Raw genomic sequence first — 17,585 nt, forward strand, 5'->3', positions numbered from 1 at the left:
CAGTCGCTACACATTGCGTATCTTCATGATGAACCAGTACGAGTCGTCATACATGGTGAGAAGCGGGATGCTTCTGCTTTGTTGTCATTTCACTTTGCTATCATAGCACTTGTTTTCCCGTGATGTCAAGCCGCTTTCTATGTTCTTACAGAACGTTGCTCACATACTTGATTATAATAGCAATCCTTTGACGGATAAGCAAGAAGTTTCTAACCTGTTTTTCATGGGTACACTCTTAACATATCAAAAAGATTCAGAACATTCGCAAGCAAAATTGTTTATTTAGAATGATTATTGTTTTATAATCAATGTAATCTTACATAAGGGGGAGAATAACAGATGACTGAAAAACGATTAACGACCAATCAAGGTGTACCAATTGGAGACAACCAGAATTCACGCACGGCTGGACGTCGTGGACCTACATTATTAGAAGACTATCAATTGATTGAAAAATGGCCCATTTTGACCGGGAACGTGTACCTGAGCGCGTTGTACACGCTCGTGGATTCGGTGCTCACGGTGTCTTCACTGTCAAAAATTCGATGAAAAAGTACACGAAAGCTGCGTTTTTACAAGAAGAAGGGACAGAAGTTCCTGTCTTCGCCCGTTTCTCGACTGTTATTCACGGCACGCATTCTCCAGAGACGCTCCGCGATCCACGTGGATTCTCTGTCAAGTTCTATACAGAAGAAGGAAACTGGGATTTCGTCGGGAACAACCTTCCTGTCTTCTTCATTCGTGACGCTATGAAGTTCCCGGATATGGTCCATTCACTTAAACCAGATCCACGCACGAATATTCAAGATCCTGACCGTTACTGGGACTTCATGACACTTCGTCCGGAATCGACGAACATGCTCATGCATCTCTTTACGGATGAAGGCATTCCTGCAAGCTACCGTAAAATGCGTGGTTCTTCCGTCCATTCATTCAAATGGGTGAACGCTCATGGCAATACGGTTTATGTCAAACTACGTTGGGTACCGAAAGCTGGTATTCATAATCTCTCAGCAGAAGAAGCTACAGAGATTCAAGGAAAAGACTTCAACCATGCTTCAAACGATACGTTCCAAGCGATTGAAGATGGCGATTACCCGGAATGGGATCTGTTCGTACAGGTGCTCGATCCGGCTGACGTCGATCAGTTCGATTTCGATCCGCTCGACGCGACAAAAGACTGGTTTGAAGATGTCATTCCATTCCAACACGTCGGTACGATGACACTGAACAAAAACGTCGATAACTATTTCGCTGAAACGGAATCTGTCGGCTTCAACCCAGGTGTCTTGATTCCAGGAATGTTGCCATCTGAAGATAAGTTATTACAAGGTCGCTTGTTCTCCTATTCCGATACGCAACGTTACCGTATCGGAACGAACTACCAACAACTTCCGATCAACTGTCCGTTCGCACAAGTGAACAACTATCAACGTGATGGTGCAATGCCAGTCGGTCAACAAACGAGTCCGGTAAACTACGAACCGAACCGCTATCAAGAAGAACCAAAAGAAACACCAGAGTATACGGAAGAAAACCAGCCGTTACTTGATGATAAACACGGTCGTCTCGAAATCGAGAAGACGAATAACTTCGGTCAAGCCGGTGAAGTATACCGTCGTCTGACAGAAGACGAGCAAGCAGCTCTTCTGAAGAACCTCGTCAATGATCTCGAGCAGGTTCGCCATGAGAACACAGTCTTGCTCGCAATCTGCAACTTCTACCGTGCTGATGCTTCACTCGGTCAGAAACTATCAGAAGCGCTTCAAGTCGATATCGAACCGTTTTTGCAACAAATGCGTTCGTAATATGATACAAGCACCCTCGACGCTAGTCTTGGGTGCTTTCTTGTGTCTTAGTATGGAATGAAATCATATCGTTCTGCTGTTTTATATGTGAACTCATTGAGTTTTTTAAATAAGACGATTTGATCGAGTCCAACCTGCTTGACTGTATTTTGTTGCATGTAACGTTTTTGCTCTGCCGTAAACGTATTATAGATCGGAGCATAGCCATTGCTTTGGAACGGTTGCATTTGAATCGCTCGATCCGCGTCTTCAAATCGATTGTAGCGAATCGTCCCTCCGACAACTCCTCTACCGAGAATCGTCATCGCTTTTCCATCCGCCCGGTGCACGTTTCGAATCGTATTGTAACGGACCGTCGGATTCTTCCAGTTCATCATCGAAATCGCATAATCCTTTGTTCCGTCAATCGTATTTTTTTCGATCCGCACATTCGTGTGTAATCGATTTTCTGTGTATTGATGTGTGCCGATTGCCACGTTGATGTTACGGAACAGGTTATTGCGAATCGTGATATCTGCGTTCGGAGTTCCGTCTTGTTTCGACCACTTCCAGTTGAACCCTTTTGTGATTGGGTCTGGTGTATCGAGATTAATCGATTCATTCGGACCTGTATTCGGTATCATGACGGCGTCGACGAATTTCATGTTTTCGATGACTGCCTTTTTCGTCGCATCAAGTTCCATTGCATGTGAACCCTTTTGATTCCGTACTGTGATGCCACCAATATACAAGTTTTGATTATGGGCAATAGCGAACGCTGAACCACGCGTATATCGATTCAAGTCGATTTGTGCATTCCCTTTTCCGATGATTTTAACGTTTTGTGAGCCATCATACTTTCCGACCTTTTTGTTCAAACGCAATACGGATGGAGCAACAAGATCAAATACACTGGTTGTTGAACTAATCTTCGTCGTTCCTGTCTCCGTCGTCTTCTTGATGATGACGCCATCTTCCAAGATCACCGTCGTATTGGACGGAATACCGACACGTAGTGGAGACAGATATGTTCCTTTCGTCAAGACGAGTGTCCCGCCTCCCTCTTTTTCAAGACGTTCCAAATAAGAGCGCATCGTATAGTGATTGCGCGTCTTTGCGTTATAGGTCGTATATTTACGAATCGTCGGGTCAATCGCTTCTGTTTTTGGTGTGATCCGGTATGTCTTTTTAGTCGTCGCCGCATCCGCTTTTCCCGGATGAATACCGATTAAAATTGAAGAGGCGATGAGAACAGCAAGAGTCGTCTGTTTCATTTTTTGTAACTTCCTTCCCATCCTTCAAAACATTCCATCCAATGAAGGTTTATTATAGCATTTATCCAATTAAAGGAAAAATGATTTTCGGTTATGTTGGATAGATTTAGCTGGATGATCTATCTTTTTCATCGGCTTGTTTCTTCCTTCTTTTAAGTATCACATCACAAAAAAAGTCCGCCCTACAATAGCAGGACGAACTCTTTCATGCGACTATAATTATTTTGAACGGTTCGCGATTTCTTGCTCTAAGTCGGCAACGAATTGTTCAAGTGATGCGTTGCTTGAGTCTTTTGAACCGTAGCGACGAATGTTGACTTCGCGCGATTCGACTTCTTTGTCACCTAAAACGAGCATGACTGGTACTTTATTGACTTGTGCTTCACGAATCCGGTATCCGAGTTTCTCGTCACGGAAATCTGTTTCGACACGAATTCCTTTTTTCAGCAAGATCGCTTTGATTTCACGGGCATAGTCTTCATGCACTTTAGAAACCGGAATCAATTTCACCTGGACCGGTGCGAGCCATGTTGGGAACGCGCCTTTGTATTCTTCGATCAAGTATGCGACGAATCGTTCCATCGTCGAAACGACACCACGGTGTAAGACGACCGGACGGTGATCTTGTCCGTCATTTCCTTTGTACGTCAATTCGAATCGCTCTGGTAAGAGGAAGTCGAGTTGGACTGTCGAAAGCGTCTCATCTTTACCAAGTGCTGTCCGAACTTGCACGTCAAGCTTCGGTCCGTAGAAGGCAGCTTCGCCTTCTGCTTCGAAGTATTCGAGTTCGAGCTCATCCATTGTTTCTTTCAACTCACGTTGCGCCATTTCCCAAATCGCATCGTTATCGAAGTACTTCTCTTTATCCGCTGGGTCACGGTACGAAAGACGGAATTTGTAATCCGTAATTCCGAAGTCAGCATAGACTTCTTGAATGAGGTGAACGATGGCTTTGAACTCATCTTTCATTTGGTCAGGACGGACGAACGTATGTCCATCGTTAAGGACCATGTAACGAACGCGCTGAAGACCAGTCAAGGCACCAGACATCTCATAACGGTGCATACCACCAAGCTCCGCGACACGAAGCGGTAAATCACGGTACGAACGCGGTTCGTTCTTGTAGACCATCATGTGGTGTGGACAGTTCATCGGACGAAGAACGAGTTCTTCATTGTCCATCTCCATTTTCGGGAACATGTCATCTTGATAGTGATCCCAGTGACCCGATGTCTTGTATAGATCGACTGAACCGAGAACCGGTGTATAGACGTGCTCATATCCAAGTTCGAGTTCTTTATCGACGATATAACGTTCGACCGTCCGACGGATCGCCGCTCCTTTTGGTAACCACATCGGGAGTCCTTGACCGACTTCTTGAGAAGTGAAGAACAAGCCAAGTTCCTTCCCGAGTTTACGGTGATCCCGCTCTTTCGCTTCAGCAAGGAAGTGGAGATGTTGTTTCAACTGATCTTTTGTCGCCCATGCTGTACCGTAAATCCGTTGTAACATCTTGTTTTTTGAATCGCCACGCCAGTAAGCACCAGCAATGCTCATCAATTTGAAGACTTGTAGCTTCGCTGTCGCTGGAACGTGTGGTCCACGGCAGAGATCGAAGAATTCGCCTTGACGGTAAATCGTCAAATCCTGATCAGCAGGAATCGATTCGATCAATTCGACTTTCAACGGATCATTGAGTTCTTTATAAATCGCGAGTGCTTCGTCACGCGAGACGACTTCCCGTTCGATTGGCAAATTCTCACCGGCGATTTTATTCATCATTTTCTCGATTTCTGGTAAGTCTTCTTCTGTCAGACGACGTTCCATATCGATGTCATAGTAGAAACCATTCTCGATTGTCGGTCCGATTCCGAGATGAATCGTTTCATCCGGATACAGACGTTTGATGGCTTGTGCCATCAAGTGAGCTGAAGAGTGACGAATCAAATCGAGCCCTTCTTCTGAATCCGGCATGATCAATTCGATTGTGCCATCCTCTTCGATTGGACGACGATAATCGATTGCGTGCCCGTTTAGTTTTGCAGCAAATGCTTTTTTACGAAGTCCTGGGCTGATTGAAGCAGCGACTTCTTCTGCTGTCGTACCGACTGCAAATTCCTTTACGGCGCCATCTGGAAATGTAAGTGCGATGTTTGACATGACTGTTTCCCCCTTTAACTAAATAAAAAAGACTCATCCCTAAAAAGGGACGAGTCTTAATCTCGTGGTACCACCCTCGTTCCCGGACCAATGTTGGTTCGGCTCGAACACGCGTTAACGGGCGTGAGGCGCAAACGGATTAGCCCCGTTCGTGCTATGAGGGAGTAAAGACATGAATGATGCCATGAGAAGCTTCCACCATTCTTCTCTCGCTAGTTTGGTTCATTTCATACTTCATATCCTCAATCGTTGCATCGTCTATTGACGTGTCATTAGTATAACGAATCGGTCGCTTCCTTGACAAGGAAAATTAGTAGCGACGTCGATTTTCACCAAGGAACTCAATCGGTTGCGTCGTCGTCCGGATCCGTTCCATCAGTCGTGCGGCCTTTAACTTATCGCCTTGATCGTTCGTGATCCCGAAATGAAGCTCGAGTTCGTCATACGATAAGTTCGAGCTGAACAATGTCGGCAGACGATGCATCATGCGGTATTGCAAAATGATTCCGAACAACTCATCCCGTACCCACGGACTGATCGATTCTGCACCGATATCATCAATTAATAAGACTGGAATCGTTTGGAATCCTTCGAGGAACGTATCGAACGAGTCCGACCGGATCCGTCGTTTCGCTTCAGCGACGAAACCAGGAGCATGTACGAGAATCGTTGCAATCCGTTCTTTCTTCAGTGCATTCCCGATCGCAGCCAAGAGATACGTTTTCCCGACACCAAAGCTACCGTGCAGGTACAGTCCCTTTACATGCTCTTTTGAACGCAGATGATTGAGGAACTGAGACGCCGCACGTAAGGCGAGCTTCCGGTCCGTCGTCGACAAGTCGAAATCACTGAAGTTCGCATCACGCACTTCATCCGGCAGGAACAGGCTCTTGAATTTCTTCTCAAGTGCACGTTCATCTTCTCGGTCTTTGAGTGCTTGTGACTTCTCATACGAGACGACGATCTGTCCTTTTTCGACGTGCAGGATCGGCTGATAGCCTTCGATGACGGCTTTACTTTCAATCAGTCGATTCCCGTCCATCTGTTCCGCGTATTCGTTCAGCTTGAGCATTCCCCGCTCGATCATCCGTTGATCAATCTCCGGATGGGTCCGTAAGAACATGACGACCCCCGGATGAGACAACACCCGTTGTTGAATCGCTCGAACCGATTCTGCGACGTCCGGTCGACTTAATATTTTTTCGATAGATGATTGGATATGTTCCATGTCTCGACTCCTTTAGTTCCCCTTCAGTTCTCGTAAGATTCGTTCCATCTCTTCATCGTCTGGAACATCCGCTTCGAAACTCGCTTTTTTAGAGGCCTCATACTGTTGCTGTTTCGCCTTCTCTTCTTGCAACCATTTCGGGTTCGGACCACCGTTCGTATTGCTGGTCCGTCCCCGACGTCCACCAACGGTCTGACGCGCGCGTTCTTGTTTTTGCTCCTGCTTCTTCGCAATCAAATCATCTTGCTCCTGCGTCTTCGCCAGTGCCTCGGATGCTGTCACGTACCCCTTCTGTTTCCAATCATCGACGATGGATAAGAGGAAGTTCTTACTGAAGCGATTGTCTTTTTTGACGACGAGCGCATAGTAGTAGGCGGCATTGACGATCCCGGATGACATTTCATAATCGATGATCAATTGCTGGATCAACTCTTCATCTCGTTCAGACAACGCTTTGACTTTTCGTAACTTCGCGACATAATGCTTCGGATGGGTGCTTTCCATCGTCTCCGTTGCTTCGACGTCTCCGACCTCGATCGTATCGAGTGAGGCAACCTTCGCTTTTTTCTCACGGCTGAGCTTTTGTTTCGCTGACAGCATCATCTGTTTGCAACGTTCTTGTTTCTCAGCATCGGTCATCGGCAAGTATGCTTCGTGACGGAAACGGGCGTTCAACAGTTCCGCCATCAACGCTTCATTCGACTGCGTGACGTACGCAAGCTTTACGAGCAGATGATCGATCGCCTTTGAATAAAACGAGCGTGGCAAAAAGCGATCGGTTTGACGTTTCATCTCTTCTAAATCAAACGAATAATCGAATTCATATACTGCTCGTTCCTGTTTCGCATAGGCCTTCGGCTGATGCGCGGAAGCAAGACCAGCTTTCACATCGAACACTTGATCAAACCGGACCGTCCGATCAACGATGTTCTTCGGAAGCGGTTCTGTCCGGAAACGATGCTGGAGTGAGCGGAACCGGATTTCACCGACACGGTAGAATAGCAGACTCGATAACACCCCGTCATTTAAGAAAGTGTTCGGCGCAAGCGGCACCCGGATTTGATAAATGTAGCGATACGCGGCTTGGCGCGCTTCGAACGTCCGGATCAACCCGATCCCTTCTAGCTTGAATAACTCTTCCTTGAACTCATCGACGGAAAAACCGAGTAGCGTTCCGAGTTCTGCATGGGAGATGTATTGGGATTTTGTCTTTCCCGGAATCATCTCGCTCCAAAACGTTTGATAGAGTCCAAGTGCTTTGACACCAATGATCGGCTGGTACAAATAATATAAAGATTGATAGGCTTCACGGTCGACGACACCATTGCTCATCACTAAGCAAAGATCGGTACCGGAAAGTTCACGTTCTACCATCTGACTCGTCCTTTCCTTAGGGAGAAAAAGAGAGGTGCGCTGACCGGACAGACGACCTCTCTTATATCACGTTCAATTTTCACGGTCATTTTCTTGATGTCGCTCCATCAGTTCAGAGAGCTCTTGGAAGAAGACATTGATGTCCTTGAATTGTTTATAGACACTCGCAAAGCGGACGTATGCTACTTCATCGACGGAAGCTAATTCATTTAACACGAGACGTCCTACCTGCTCACTTGGAATCTCATGCTGAGCCGTCGCCCGCAATGCCTTTTCGACCCGACTGACGACTGTTTCTAGCTGTTCAATCGAAATCGGTCGTTTTTCACAGGCACGCACTAGTCCCCGCAAAATTTTATCACGATTGAACTCGTCGCGCGTTCCGTCTTTCTTTACGATGATTAAAGGGGTCTGTTCGACCATTTCGAAAGTCGTAAAGCGATAGCCGCAAGACTCACATTCACGTCTCCTCCGAATCGAACCGAAATCCTGGACCGGTCTTGAGTCCAGTACTTTTGTTCCGTTAAAATTACAGGCTGGACAGCGCATGCCGTACCTCCGTTCACGTGATTTCTTTTGTTCCAATCATTTTTAATCGATATCCCGCGTCAAGTGATGCATAGATGCGCTCGATGTGTTTTTCGAGATCAGGTCCGAGAAGACTTTCACGATGTAAGAATAGATCGACGGCTGTACGTCCGCCCGCCACCATGATGACGGTCGCGAGTCCGTCGACTTCTTTTAATGTAAAAGCGAGTTCTCCACGTTCCGCGTCAACACGACGCACCGTTCCGCCCTCTTGCTTTAAGATATTTTCTAAACCAGCAAACAACATCTCGACTGTTGCCGCATAGTAGTGTGTGCGTAAATTTTCGTTTTTATGTGTATCGGATGTCTCTAGCTGTTTTTGCAAGCGTTCCTTCAGTCCCATGGTCATCCTCTTTTCTTTGTTTCTTCTACTATTAAGAATAACAGACGTCAGACATATTAAAAAGCCCTCGTCTGAACGACGAGGGCTTGACGAATTCGTGTGTGTTGTCAGTTGACGTGCTGGACAGTAGCCGCTGGAACTTGAACAGGTCCCATACCACGTGGAATTTCGACATTTTCACGGATTTTCGCATCGAGCTTTTCAGCAATGTAGTTCGCTGCGATGGCTGGATCGATCCGATCCCCACAAGTAAAGACATCAACCGATGCATACCCGTGCTCTGGGAAACTGTGAATCGTCAAGTGCGATTCAGAGATAATGACGACGCCACTGACGCCGTGTGGTGCAAACTTGTGGAATGCTACTTCTCGTACTTCTGCACCTGCTTGAAGTGCTGCGTCAACGAAAAGTCGTTCAACGAATTCCATGTCGTTCAATTTTTCAGGATTACAATCCCAAAGTTCTGCAATAATGTGTCTTCCCATAGTATCCATTTGTGGATCCCCCCTACATTCAATGGTCTTCAAAGTAGTTGATCACTTACTTTGCGCCTGAGTCGTTCGCACCCACGGGGGAAAGTTAGTCCAGAGAGGTCCTAACCCTTTAAGCTGCGATTGCCAGACCGATTGAAGTTCACGATTTGAATTATAGCGAGTATCAAAAAGATACACAAGGATAAATTTCAAAAATTAATACATTTCTAGAAAAAAAAACGGGACAGGTCCCGTCGTTACTGGGATCTGCCCGTTGTCATTAATTCAATTCAAGTTCTTTTTCAACCGTTCCCATCGCCTCTAAGTGCGCCGAAACAAGGTGTACGAGGTCGACGACGCGGCAGGAGTAACCCCACTCATTATCGTACCAAGCGAGGACCTTCACTTGACGACCGCCCATGACCATCGTCGAGAGTCCATCGACGACCGTCGAACGCTCTTCTCCGTTGAAGTCGATTGAAACGAGCGGTTCCATCGTCATTCCGAGAATCCCTTCAAGCGCACCGTCCGCTGCTTTCGTGAACGCTTCGTTCACTTCAGCAACTGTCGTATCGCGACTGACTTCAACGACGAGATCGACGAGTGAGACGTTTGGTGTCGGAACACGAAGCGCGAGTCCATTCAATTTTCCTTCCAAGTGAGGCAAGACGAGAGAAATCGCCTTTGCCGCACCTGTCGATGTTGGAATGATGGATGAGCCACATGCACGGGCGCGTCGTAAATCCTTATGTGGATTATCAATATTATTTTGATCGTTCGTAAACGCGTGAACCGTCGTCACGAGACCCGATTCGATTCCGAATGCCCGGTCGATGACTTGCACGACAGGTGCGAGACAGTTCGTCGTACACGATGCGTTCGAAACGATAGCATCTGTTTCATGATCATACATGTCGTCATTGACACCCATGACGATCGTCCGGACATCCCCTTTAGCAGGTGCCGTGATGACGACCTTTTTTGCGCCTGCCACTAAATGCTTCGCAGCACCCGTATCTGAGTTGAACTTTCCTGTCGCTTCGACGACGATATCGATGCCGAGTTCCCCCCACGGCAATAGTTCAGGATTACGTTCACTGACGATTTGAATTTGTCTTCCGTCAACCATCAACGCCCCATCGATGATGTCGACCGGATAATTGAATTTCCCATGTACCGTGTCGTACTTGATTAAATGTGCAAGTGTTTCGACTGGATAACTTGCATTGATTGCTACGACTTCGCTTTTCCCCTCAGCGATCAGACGTCGAAAGACCATTCGACCAATTCGACCAAAACCATTGACTGCCACCTTGACTCCCATGTGCGGATCCCCCTTCAATGTGACGGATGTAGCTCCGTTTACAGATAGAACTATATCATGAAATGTAAGCGATTTCATTATGTTCTCTAAAAAAAGTGAGAGAAGATGGAAACTTCTCTCACTTCACACTTTTCATATGTCACTCTCATGCTTATCGGTGTCATATAATACTAACCATTTATCGATTTGTTGATATAACGAATCAAGACTCCCATCATTAAAGAACACATCATCCGCAAGCTCTTTTTTCTGTTCAATGCTAAGTTGCGAATGAATACGTGCATATGCTTCTTCTTCCGATAGATCATTACGTTGCATCAATCGTCTTAACTGCATGCTTTCCGGACAATAAACGACTACGACACGGTCGAACAGCGTCCGCCAATCGCCTTCAAGTAATAACGGAATATCAAATACGACGAGCGAATGTCCTGAACGTTCATAGGCATCTGCTTCATCAAGCATCTGTCGTCGAATACTTGGGTGCATCAACTGATTCAGCTGTTGTCGTTTTTCGCTATCCTGAAAAATGATTTGTCCAAGTTTTGGACGAACGAGACGTCCTTCCTCGAATGCTTCCGGGAAGGCCATCTTGACCGCCTCATAGGCTCGCCCTCCTGGCTCAACGACTTCTCGCGCAACAAGATCCGCATCGATGATCGCTATTCCTTTTTGCTTCAGATAGCTAGAGACCGTACTTTTACCGGTGGCGATACTGCCCGTCAGACCAACCCTCATAAGGCGACCTGTTGGCACGTCGGACAGAAGTGCGTTCCTCGTCCACCGACTTTGATTTTTTCAATGGCAGTGCCGCAACGGGGACATGGTTCGCCCTTTTGACCGTATACCGCGAGTTGAAGCTGGAACTCACCTTTTCCGGAAGGTGAGACATAACTTCTGATCGTACTTCCCCCTGCTTCTACCGCTTGTCGTAAGACGTCGACACCGGCTTGATGGATGCGTGAGATATCATCAAGCGTCAAGGCACCAGCCTTCGTCAACGGATGGACACGTGCCGCATGAAGGGTCTCATCGACATAGATGTTACCGAGACCGAGGAAAATCGATTGGTCGAGCAATGCCGTTTTGATTGGACTTCTTTTTTACGAATTAAATTCTCCGCTAACACTTCTGCTGTGAACTCCGGATCAAACGGTTCACGCTCCAGCTGTGCCAGTGGAGCAGTCTGCATCGCTGTTTCCTTATCACGCAATTCCATCGTTCCGAACTTCCGGACGTCATTGTAATGCAGCTCCGAACCATCCGTGAATCGGAAGACGACATGGGTATGTTTATCCCGCTCGACCGGTTGTGGATACGGGAAGTACTTCCCTTCCATCCGCAAATGGCTGACGAGATAAAAACGATCAAAATCAAAGAGTAGGAACTTACCGCGACGTTCGACGCGTTCGATCCGTTCTTGATGTAAGGCATCTGCAAATGGTGCCACTTCCATCCCCCGAATCATTTTCGGGTGGTAGACTTTGACGGAAGAGACTGTTTTTCCAGAGACCGAACGTTCTAAACTGCGGCGAACGGTCTCGACTTCAGGTAATTCAGGCACGTCTATTCCTCCTTGCTTACTTCGTTTCGTACCACGTATGTCCTGCGCCCCCATCGACGCGTAGCGGTACGGATAGTTCGACGGTCTGCTCCATCGCTTGTTTGACAAGCGCTTGTAGCGCATCGAGTTCTTCGTCTGGTGCTTCAAAAATCAATTCATCGTGTACTTGTAGTAACAAACGTGCTTTCAGATCAGATGCCTGTAAGGCAGCATGCACATCAAGCATCGCTTTTTTAATGATATCCGCAGCCGAACCTTGAATCGGCGTATTGATTGCCGTACGTTCCGCAAAACCACGTAAGTTGAAGTTTTTCGAATTGATATCCGGGATGTTACGGCGCCGGTTCATCAACGTTTCGACGAATCCATTCGCTCGTGCCGTCTCGATTGCCGTGTCCATGAACTGTTTGATTTGCGGGAACAGCTCGAAATAACGATCGATGAACGATTGTGCTTCCTTCCGCGTGATGTTCAAGTTTTGTGACAGTCCATAATCGCTGATGCCATAAATGATGCCGAAGTTGACGGCTTTCGCCTGACGCCGCATATTTCCTGTGACATCCTCTGGTTCGACACCAAAGACACTACTTGCCGTTTGAGTATGGATGTCCTCATCATGTAAGAACGCATCGACAAGCGTCTGATCCTGCGACATATCGGCCATGACACGTAATTCGATTTGTGAATAATCGGCAGCGTACAGTGACCAGCCTGATTCACTTGGAACGAAGGCTTTTCGAATCTTCCGTCCTTCTTCGATCCGAATCGGGATATTCTGAAGGTTCGGATTGACCGAACTTAAACGACCGGTCTGGGCAATCGTCTGAGCAAAACGGGTATGAATCTTTCCGTCTTCCTTGATGACTTTTTGTAAGCCTTCGACATACGTCGACTGTAATTTTTGGAGCTCCCGATATAACATGATGTGATCAATGACCGGATGCAACGGACGCAGTTTTTCAAGAACGTCTGCGGCAGTCGAATAGCCGGTCTTTGTTTTTTTGAAGGCTGGTAGTTCGAGTTTTTCAAACAGAATCACACCGAGTTGTTTCGGTGAATTGATATTGAACGACTCACCTGCAGCTTCAAAGACCAGCGTTTCAAGTTCTGTAAGACGCCCGGCAAGATCCGCTTGCATCGATTGGAGCGTCGCGACGTCGACACGAATCCCGGTCCACTCCATCTCAGCGAGGACACCTGATAGCGGACGTTCCAGTGTTTCATACAGCTCATATTGCTGATTCGCCTTCAACTCTTCCCGGACTTTCGGGAACAATAATTCGATCATCCGTGCCTTCTCTGCAAGATAAGGGTGTAATACGTCATCCGCTGGGGCTAGACGTTTTGCTCCCTTGCCGAGGACTGCTTCTTCGTTCGGTGCCATCAATGCATAATGACCAGCAATGGAAGCGAGCGTCGTGCCGCCACTTAAATTCAATAAGTAACCAGCTAATAACAAATCCTCATAACCGTTTAAGGTTAAGCCGTGCTTACGCAACGCGAATGCGACTTGTTTGGCATCAAGACAAATCTTCCGATGTTCCGACTCGATCCATTGGCGGAATGCCGGATCCTCGACAAGCGTTGGGGCAGCAACATAGATCGTGTCAGGCGTTGCGATTGCAAACCCGATGATGTCCTCTTCCATGTAATCCTCTCGCAACTGTTCAGCAAGCAACACCGCATCGGTGACGTCTTCAGGAAGTGAAGTGATCGTCACGACGTTCAACTGCTCTTTATCCTCTTCTTTGACGACAGGGGCGAATCGATTCGTCAACGACTTGAAACCGAGCGACTGGAACAACGAATACGGCACTTGGGTATCAACGTCGCGGATTTGCAAATCATCTAGCGTCGTCTCGAGCGGGACATCGACTTTAATTGTCGCAAGTTCTTTCGACAGTCGTGCTAACTCTTCGTTCGCGATGACTTTTTCCTTCTGCTTACCTTTTAAGTCTTCAACATGTTCATACAGTCCTTCGACAGAACCATATGCCGAAATCAATTTAACTGCCGTCTTTTCACCAATCCCAGGAATCCCTGGAATATTATCCGACTTATCCCCCATTAACCCTTTCAGGTCAATCATTTGAATCGGTTTGAGACCACCATATGTCTCAGCGAACAGTTCCTCCGTCATGCACTGGACGTCCGTGATCCCACGCTTCGTGATCAAGACTTCGACCTTATCCGTGACAAGTTGAAGTAAATCTTTATCACCTGTGACGATCCGCGTCCGATCCGTCGGCATCGTTCGTGCGAGCGTACCAATCAAATCATCTGCCTCATAACGATGGAGTTCCATCATTTGAATACCGAGCGCTTCACAGATATCCCGGACGATCGGGAATTGCTCACGTAGTTCGGACGGTGTCTTTTCCCGACTCCCTTTATACTCCTGATAGACATCATGACGGAACGTTTCACTCGAAGCATCGAAGGCAACGAGCATATGTGTCGGTTGTTCTTCCTCGAGCAACTTCAATAACATCATCGTAAAGCCATAAGCTGCGTTCGTATTTCGTCCTTGCGCATCCGTCATTGGTGGTAAGGCGAAAAACGCCCGATAGGTCAACGAGTTCCCATCAATCAATAGCAATTTATTTTCCATCATCTACGCCCCTTTAATCGATTTTCTGTTCCTATTGTATCACTCTACACACATTTGTTCGCTAAAAATGACCAAAAAAAGACGATTGACTCACGGGGAGTCAATCGCCAAGGGCATGACGACATGGGAGCTGATCCAGTCGCCATACAGATGATGAAGAAGGTACTTTCATCATAAGATATGTCTATTAAGGAAATGTGAATCCACTGTGAAATTCAGCCATGTTTTGGTAAACGAATCGTAAATGTCGTCCCTTTCTGCTCTTCTGAAGCGACTTCGATTTCACCATGATGAAGGTCGACGATGTGTTTGACGATGGCTAGTCCGAGACCCGTTCCCCCAGAATTGCGGCTTCTTGCCTTATCGACGCGATAGAAACGTTCGAAAATCCGTTGGGTTTCTTTCGGATGAATGCCAATTCCATCATCTTTGATGATGAGCTGGACAGACTCTTCCCCATCCTCGAGCTGAATCCAGACGTTGCCGCCATTTGGCGTATAATTCAACGCATTCGCGACCAAGTTGACGACGACCTGTTTCAATCGATTCAAATCTGCCCGAATGAAGACTTCCTCTTCCGTTTCGATATGAATCGTCATCTCTTTTTCTGTTGCTCGTCGGTCCAGGAGTGCTGCCGTTTCCCGAACGAGACTTGTCACATCAACGATTGCGGTCTCGAGTTGATAATTATCCTGTTCTAGACGAGAGAGTTCAAGCAAGTCTTCCACCAATGTCTGCATCCGTTCCGATTCGTCATGAATGATCCGTAAAAATTGTTCTCGGATTTCCGGAACCTCTTGCGCACCATCGAGTAACGTTTCCGCAAACCCTTTGATGGACGTCAACGGTGTCTTTAATTCATGGCTGACATTCGCGACGAAGTCTTTACGCATTTGTTCCAGTTTTTTGATTTCCGTGATGTCGTTAAAGACGACGGTCGTTCCCTGCACGCGACCGTTCTTATCGAAAATCGGAGCGGCACTGACCATGAACGTCCGACTATTGATGCCGAATCGCACACTCGACTGCTTTCGATTCGGTTTTTCCGTCAGATAGACATCTTCAATCACCTGGCTCATCTTTTCGTTTGGAAGTACACGATAGTACAGCTTCCCGCTAGACGGTTCATGAATGTTGAACATTTCCCGATACGTCCGGTTGACGAGCAGGACATAGCCTTTTTCATCAATCAACATGAGACCGGCTCCCATGTACTCGATCAAGGATTCAAGACGCGCCCGTTGCATCGCCTCACCAGACGATGCGTTCTCGAGATTGCGCGCTAGTAGATTGATGGAGCGCCCTAAATCGCGTGATTCGTCGGGTGCCGACAACTCATAGACGCGTGACTTGTAATTTCCATGCGACAGTTCGTGCAGGACATCGGTTGCCTCCGCGATCGGTCGAAGGAATCGTTTCGTCGACCGATAAATCGTCAAGAATATAACCAATAACGACGCAACGAGAGAAAGGATGATGACCGTCCAAATCCGTGAATAAATGACGTTCAAGTCTTTTGCGTAACGAATGAAACTGACGTACACCTCGCCACCGTCCGCTGTCGGAACAGGCTTCGTGAATTGGACGACACTGTCATCTGTTTTCGATTCAAACGTCCCCTCATCAGGAATCGCTGAAAAATTAAGAGTCGCGACTTTTAGTTTCGTCACATCAACCGGTGTACCAGCAATGATCTCACCGCGACCATTGAATAAAATCATGTCGAAGTTCGATTCAGCGTACAATTGATTCACGTACTGGGCCATCTCCGAAACATCGCGTCCTTGTAAAATCGTCTCGACAAGAGAAGTCTCATCCATCAATTTTTCTTTTTCATTTTGGACATAGAATTCTTTGAAGGATTGTCCAAGTAAGAAACCGAGTGCAATCAGCACGAGACTGATGAACGAAAACATTTTAAAGATGAACCGCTTGCGATACTTACTCATTCCGGTTTCGGCTCCTCCATCTTATACCCGAGACCACGAATCGTTTTGATATAAATCGGTTTTTTCGTATTCGGCTCGATTTTTTCACGAACATGACTAATATGCACATCCACGATTCGTGTATCACCAACGAAATCATAGTTCCAGATTGCGGATAACAGTTGATCTCGTGTCAGGACACGTCCCTTATTTTTAGCAAGATATACGAGCAATTCGAATTCTTTAGGTGTCAGTTCAAGACGCTCTTCTGCTTTGAAAGCTTCGTAGTTATCTGGAACGATCTTGACATCACCAATCAGAATCGTCCCATCCGTCACTTCTTCCGAAGGTGTTGTCTGATGACTCATTCGTCGTAAAATCGCTTTCACACGGGCGACGACTTCACGTGGGCTAAATGGTTTTGTCAGATAATCGTCCGCACCGAGTTCAAGACCAAGGACTTTATCGAACTCATCATCCTTTGCCGTCAGCATCAAGATCGGCGTATTGATTTTCTGTTGGCGTAGCCGTTTACATACTTCCAGACCATCGAGTTCCGGCAACATGAGATCCAGCACGATCAGTGCGGCATCTTGTTTTTCCGCTAATTTTAAACCTGACATCCCATCATGTGCCGTTTCGACGATGAAACCGGCCTGTTCTAAATTAAACTTCAATAGTGTTGCAATCGACAATTCATCATCTACCACGATAATTTTATCTTTCAAACCTTGCATCCCCCTCAAGTTTCGTTCTTTCGAATGAGGAATTCCGTGGAATCCGCTTCGTCTGTCTTCATCTTACCGACTTTCACAGGAAAATCACAAATCTTTCTGCTGTTTCTTTACATAATCTTTAAAGGAGATGCCGAATCCAACTAGATCGTTCGTGTAAAAGCTAATAAAACGGGGAAACAATACATATCGTTAAT

General features: G+C 46.7%; 12 protein-coding genes and 2 pseudogenes. 1 reads left to right on the forward strand and 13 read right to left on the reverse strand.

The features are described 5' to 3' along the window. The first annotated feature begins 339 nt into the window (after nt 1–339). A pseudogene (locus AC3B4V_RS06720) lies at nt 340–1,808 on the forward strand (catalase). Between the two features lie 47 nt (nt 1,809–1,855). Here AC3B4V_RS06720 and AC3B4V_RS06725 read toward each other — a convergent pair. The 13 genes and pseudogenes from AC3B4V_RS06725 to AC3B4V_RS06785 all read right to left on the reverse strand — a co-directional run bounded on the left by AC3B4V_RS06725 (nt 1,856) and on the right by AC3B4V_RS06785 (nt 17,391). Next, entirely contained in the window at nt 1,856–3,061 is a 1,206-nt protein-coding gene (locus AC3B4V_RS06725; protein WP_488378015.1) for a glycoside hydrolase family protein, read from the reverse strand. Between the two features lie 219 nt (nt 3,062–3,280). Then, a complete protein-coding gene (gene thrS, locus AC3B4V_RS06730; protein WP_029342321.1) occupies nt 3,281–5,221 on the reverse strand; it encodes a threonine--tRNA ligase in 1,941 nt (646 codons plus the stop codon). Between the two features lie 310 nt (nt 5,222–5,531). After that, nucleotides 5,532–6,449 carry a primosomal protein DnaI gene (dnaI, locus tag AC3B4V_RS06735; RefSeq protein WP_023469020.1) on the reverse strand — a complete coding sequence of 306 codons (918 nt, stop codon included), beginning with the start codon at nt 6,447–6,449 and terminating at the stop codon, nt 5,532–5,534. 12 nt (nt 6,450–6,461) lie between these two features. Then, nucleotides 6,462–7,823 carry a replication initiation and membrane attachment family protein gene (locus AC3B4V_RS06740; protein WP_064299518.1) on the reverse strand — a complete coding sequence of 454 codons (1,362 nt, stop codon included), beginning with the start codon at nt 7,821–7,823 and terminating at the stop codon, nt 6,462–6,464. Between the two features lie 72 nt (nt 7,824–7,895). Beyond that, the gene (nrdR, locus tag AC3B4V_RS06745) at nt 7,896–8,372 is read right to left on the reverse strand and encodes a transcriptional regulator NrdR (RefSeq protein WP_023469022.1); all 477 of its coding nucleotides are present in this window, start codon (nt 8,370–8,372) and stop codon (nt 7,896–7,898) included. Nucleotides 8,373–8,385: 13 nt separating this feature from the next. Beyond that, nucleotides 8,386–8,754, reverse strand: coding sequence for a hypothetical protein (locus tag AC3B4V_RS06750; RefSeq protein WP_023469023.1), 369 nt, complete (start codon nt 8,752–8,754; stop codon nt 8,386–8,388). A gap of 107 nt (nt 8,755–8,861) precedes the next feature. Then, the gene (gene speD / locus AC3B4V_RS06755) at nt 8,862–9,248 is read right to left on the reverse strand and encodes an adenosylmethionine decarboxylase (protein ID WP_023469024.1); all 387 of its coding nucleotides are present in this window, start codon (nt 9,246–9,248) and stop codon (nt 8,862–8,864) included. Between the two features lie 259 nt (nt 9,249–9,507). After that, entirely contained in the window at nt 9,508–10,551 is a 1,044-nt protein-coding gene (locus tag AC3B4V_RS06760; RefSeq protein ID WP_023469025.1) for a glyceraldehyde-3-phosphate dehydrogenase, read from the reverse strand. Nucleotides 10,552–10,683: 132 nt separating this feature from the next. Next, a complete protein-coding gene (gene coaE, locus AC3B4V_RS06765; protein ID WP_488378016.1) occupies nt 10,684–11,289 on the reverse strand; it encodes a dephospho-CoA kinase in 606 nt (201 codons plus the stop codon). Next, nucleotides 11,286–12,115 (reverse strand): annotated as a pseudogene (mutM, locus tag AC3B4V_RS06770) (DNA-formamidopyrimidine glycosylase). Before mutM ends, coaE begins: the two are co-directional and overlap by 4 nt. Nucleotides 12,116–12,131: 16 nt before the next feature. Continuing rightward, nucleotides 12,132–14,729 (reverse strand): DNA polymerase I, encoded by a 2,598-nt coding sequence (polA, locus tag AC3B4V_RS06775; RefSeq protein WP_488378017.1) that lies wholly within the window; start codon nt 14,727–14,729, stop codon nt 12,132–12,134. Nucleotides 14,730–14,941: 212 nt separating this feature from the next. After that, nucleotides 14,942–16,675, reverse strand: coding sequence for a two-component system histidine kinase PnpS (gene pnpS, locus AC3B4V_RS06780; RefSeq protein ID WP_050677648.1), 1,734 nt, complete (start codon nt 16,673–16,675; stop codon nt 14,942–14,944). Next, nucleotides 16,672–17,391, reverse strand: coding sequence for a response regulator (locus tag AC3B4V_RS06785; RefSeq protein WP_369815309.1), 720 nt, complete (start codon nt 17,389–17,391; stop codon nt 16,672–16,674). The genes pnpS and AC3B4V_RS06785 overlap by 4 nt, the downstream gene beginning before the upstream one ends. Nucleotides 17,392–17,585 lie beyond the last annotated feature (194 nt).

It is taken from the genome of Exiguobacterium sp. E17S, assembly GCF_057772545.1.

Bases quoted from the DNA above. Each gene is read 5' to 3' on its own strand.
- AC3B4V_RS06725 (WP_488378015.1), bottom strand. From the start codon at position 3,061: ATGAAACAGACGACTCTTGCTGTTCTCATCGCCTCTTCAATTTTAATC.
- thrS (WP_029342321.1), bottom strand. From the start codon at position 5,221: ATGTCAAACATCGCACTTACATTTCCAGATGGCGCCGTAAAGGAATTT.
- dnaI (WP_023469020.1), bottom strand. From the start codon at position 6,449: ATGGAACATATCCAATCATCTATCGAAAAAATATTAAGTCGACCGGAC.
- AC3B4V_RS06740 (WP_064299518.1), bottom strand. From the start codon at position 7,823: ATGGTAGAACGTGAACTTTCCGGTACCGATCTTTGCTTAGTGATGAGC.
- nrdR (WP_023469022.1), bottom strand. From the start codon at position 8,372: ATGCGCTGTCCAGCCTGTAATTTTAACGGAACAAAAGTACTGGACTCA.
- AC3B4V_RS06750 (WP_023469023.1), bottom strand. From the start codon at position 8,754: ATGGGACTGAAGGAACGCTTGCAAAAACAGCTAGAGACATCCGATACA.
- speD (WP_023469024.1), bottom strand. From the start codon at position 9,248: ATGGATACTATGGGAAGACACATTATTGCAGAACTTTGGGATTGTAAT.
- AC3B4V_RS06760 (WP_023469025.1), bottom strand. From the start codon at position 10,551: ATGGGAGTCAAGGTGGCAGTCAATGGTTTTGGTCGAATTGGTCGAATG.
- coaE (WP_488378016.1), bottom strand. From the start codon at position 11,289: ATGAGGGTTGGTCTGACGGGCAGTATCGCCACCGGTAAAAGTACGGTC.
- polA (WP_488378017.1), bottom strand. From the start codon at position 14,729: ATGATGGAAAATAAATTGCTATTGATTGATGGGAACTCGTTGACCTAT.
- pnpS (WP_050677648.1), bottom strand. From the start codon at position 16,675: ATGAGTAAGTATCGCAAGCGGTTCATCTTTAAAATGTTTTCGTTCATC.
- AC3B4V_RS06785 (WP_369815309.1), bottom strand. From the start codon at position 17,391: ATGCAAGGTTTGAAAGATAAAATTATCGTGGTAGATGATGAATTGTCG.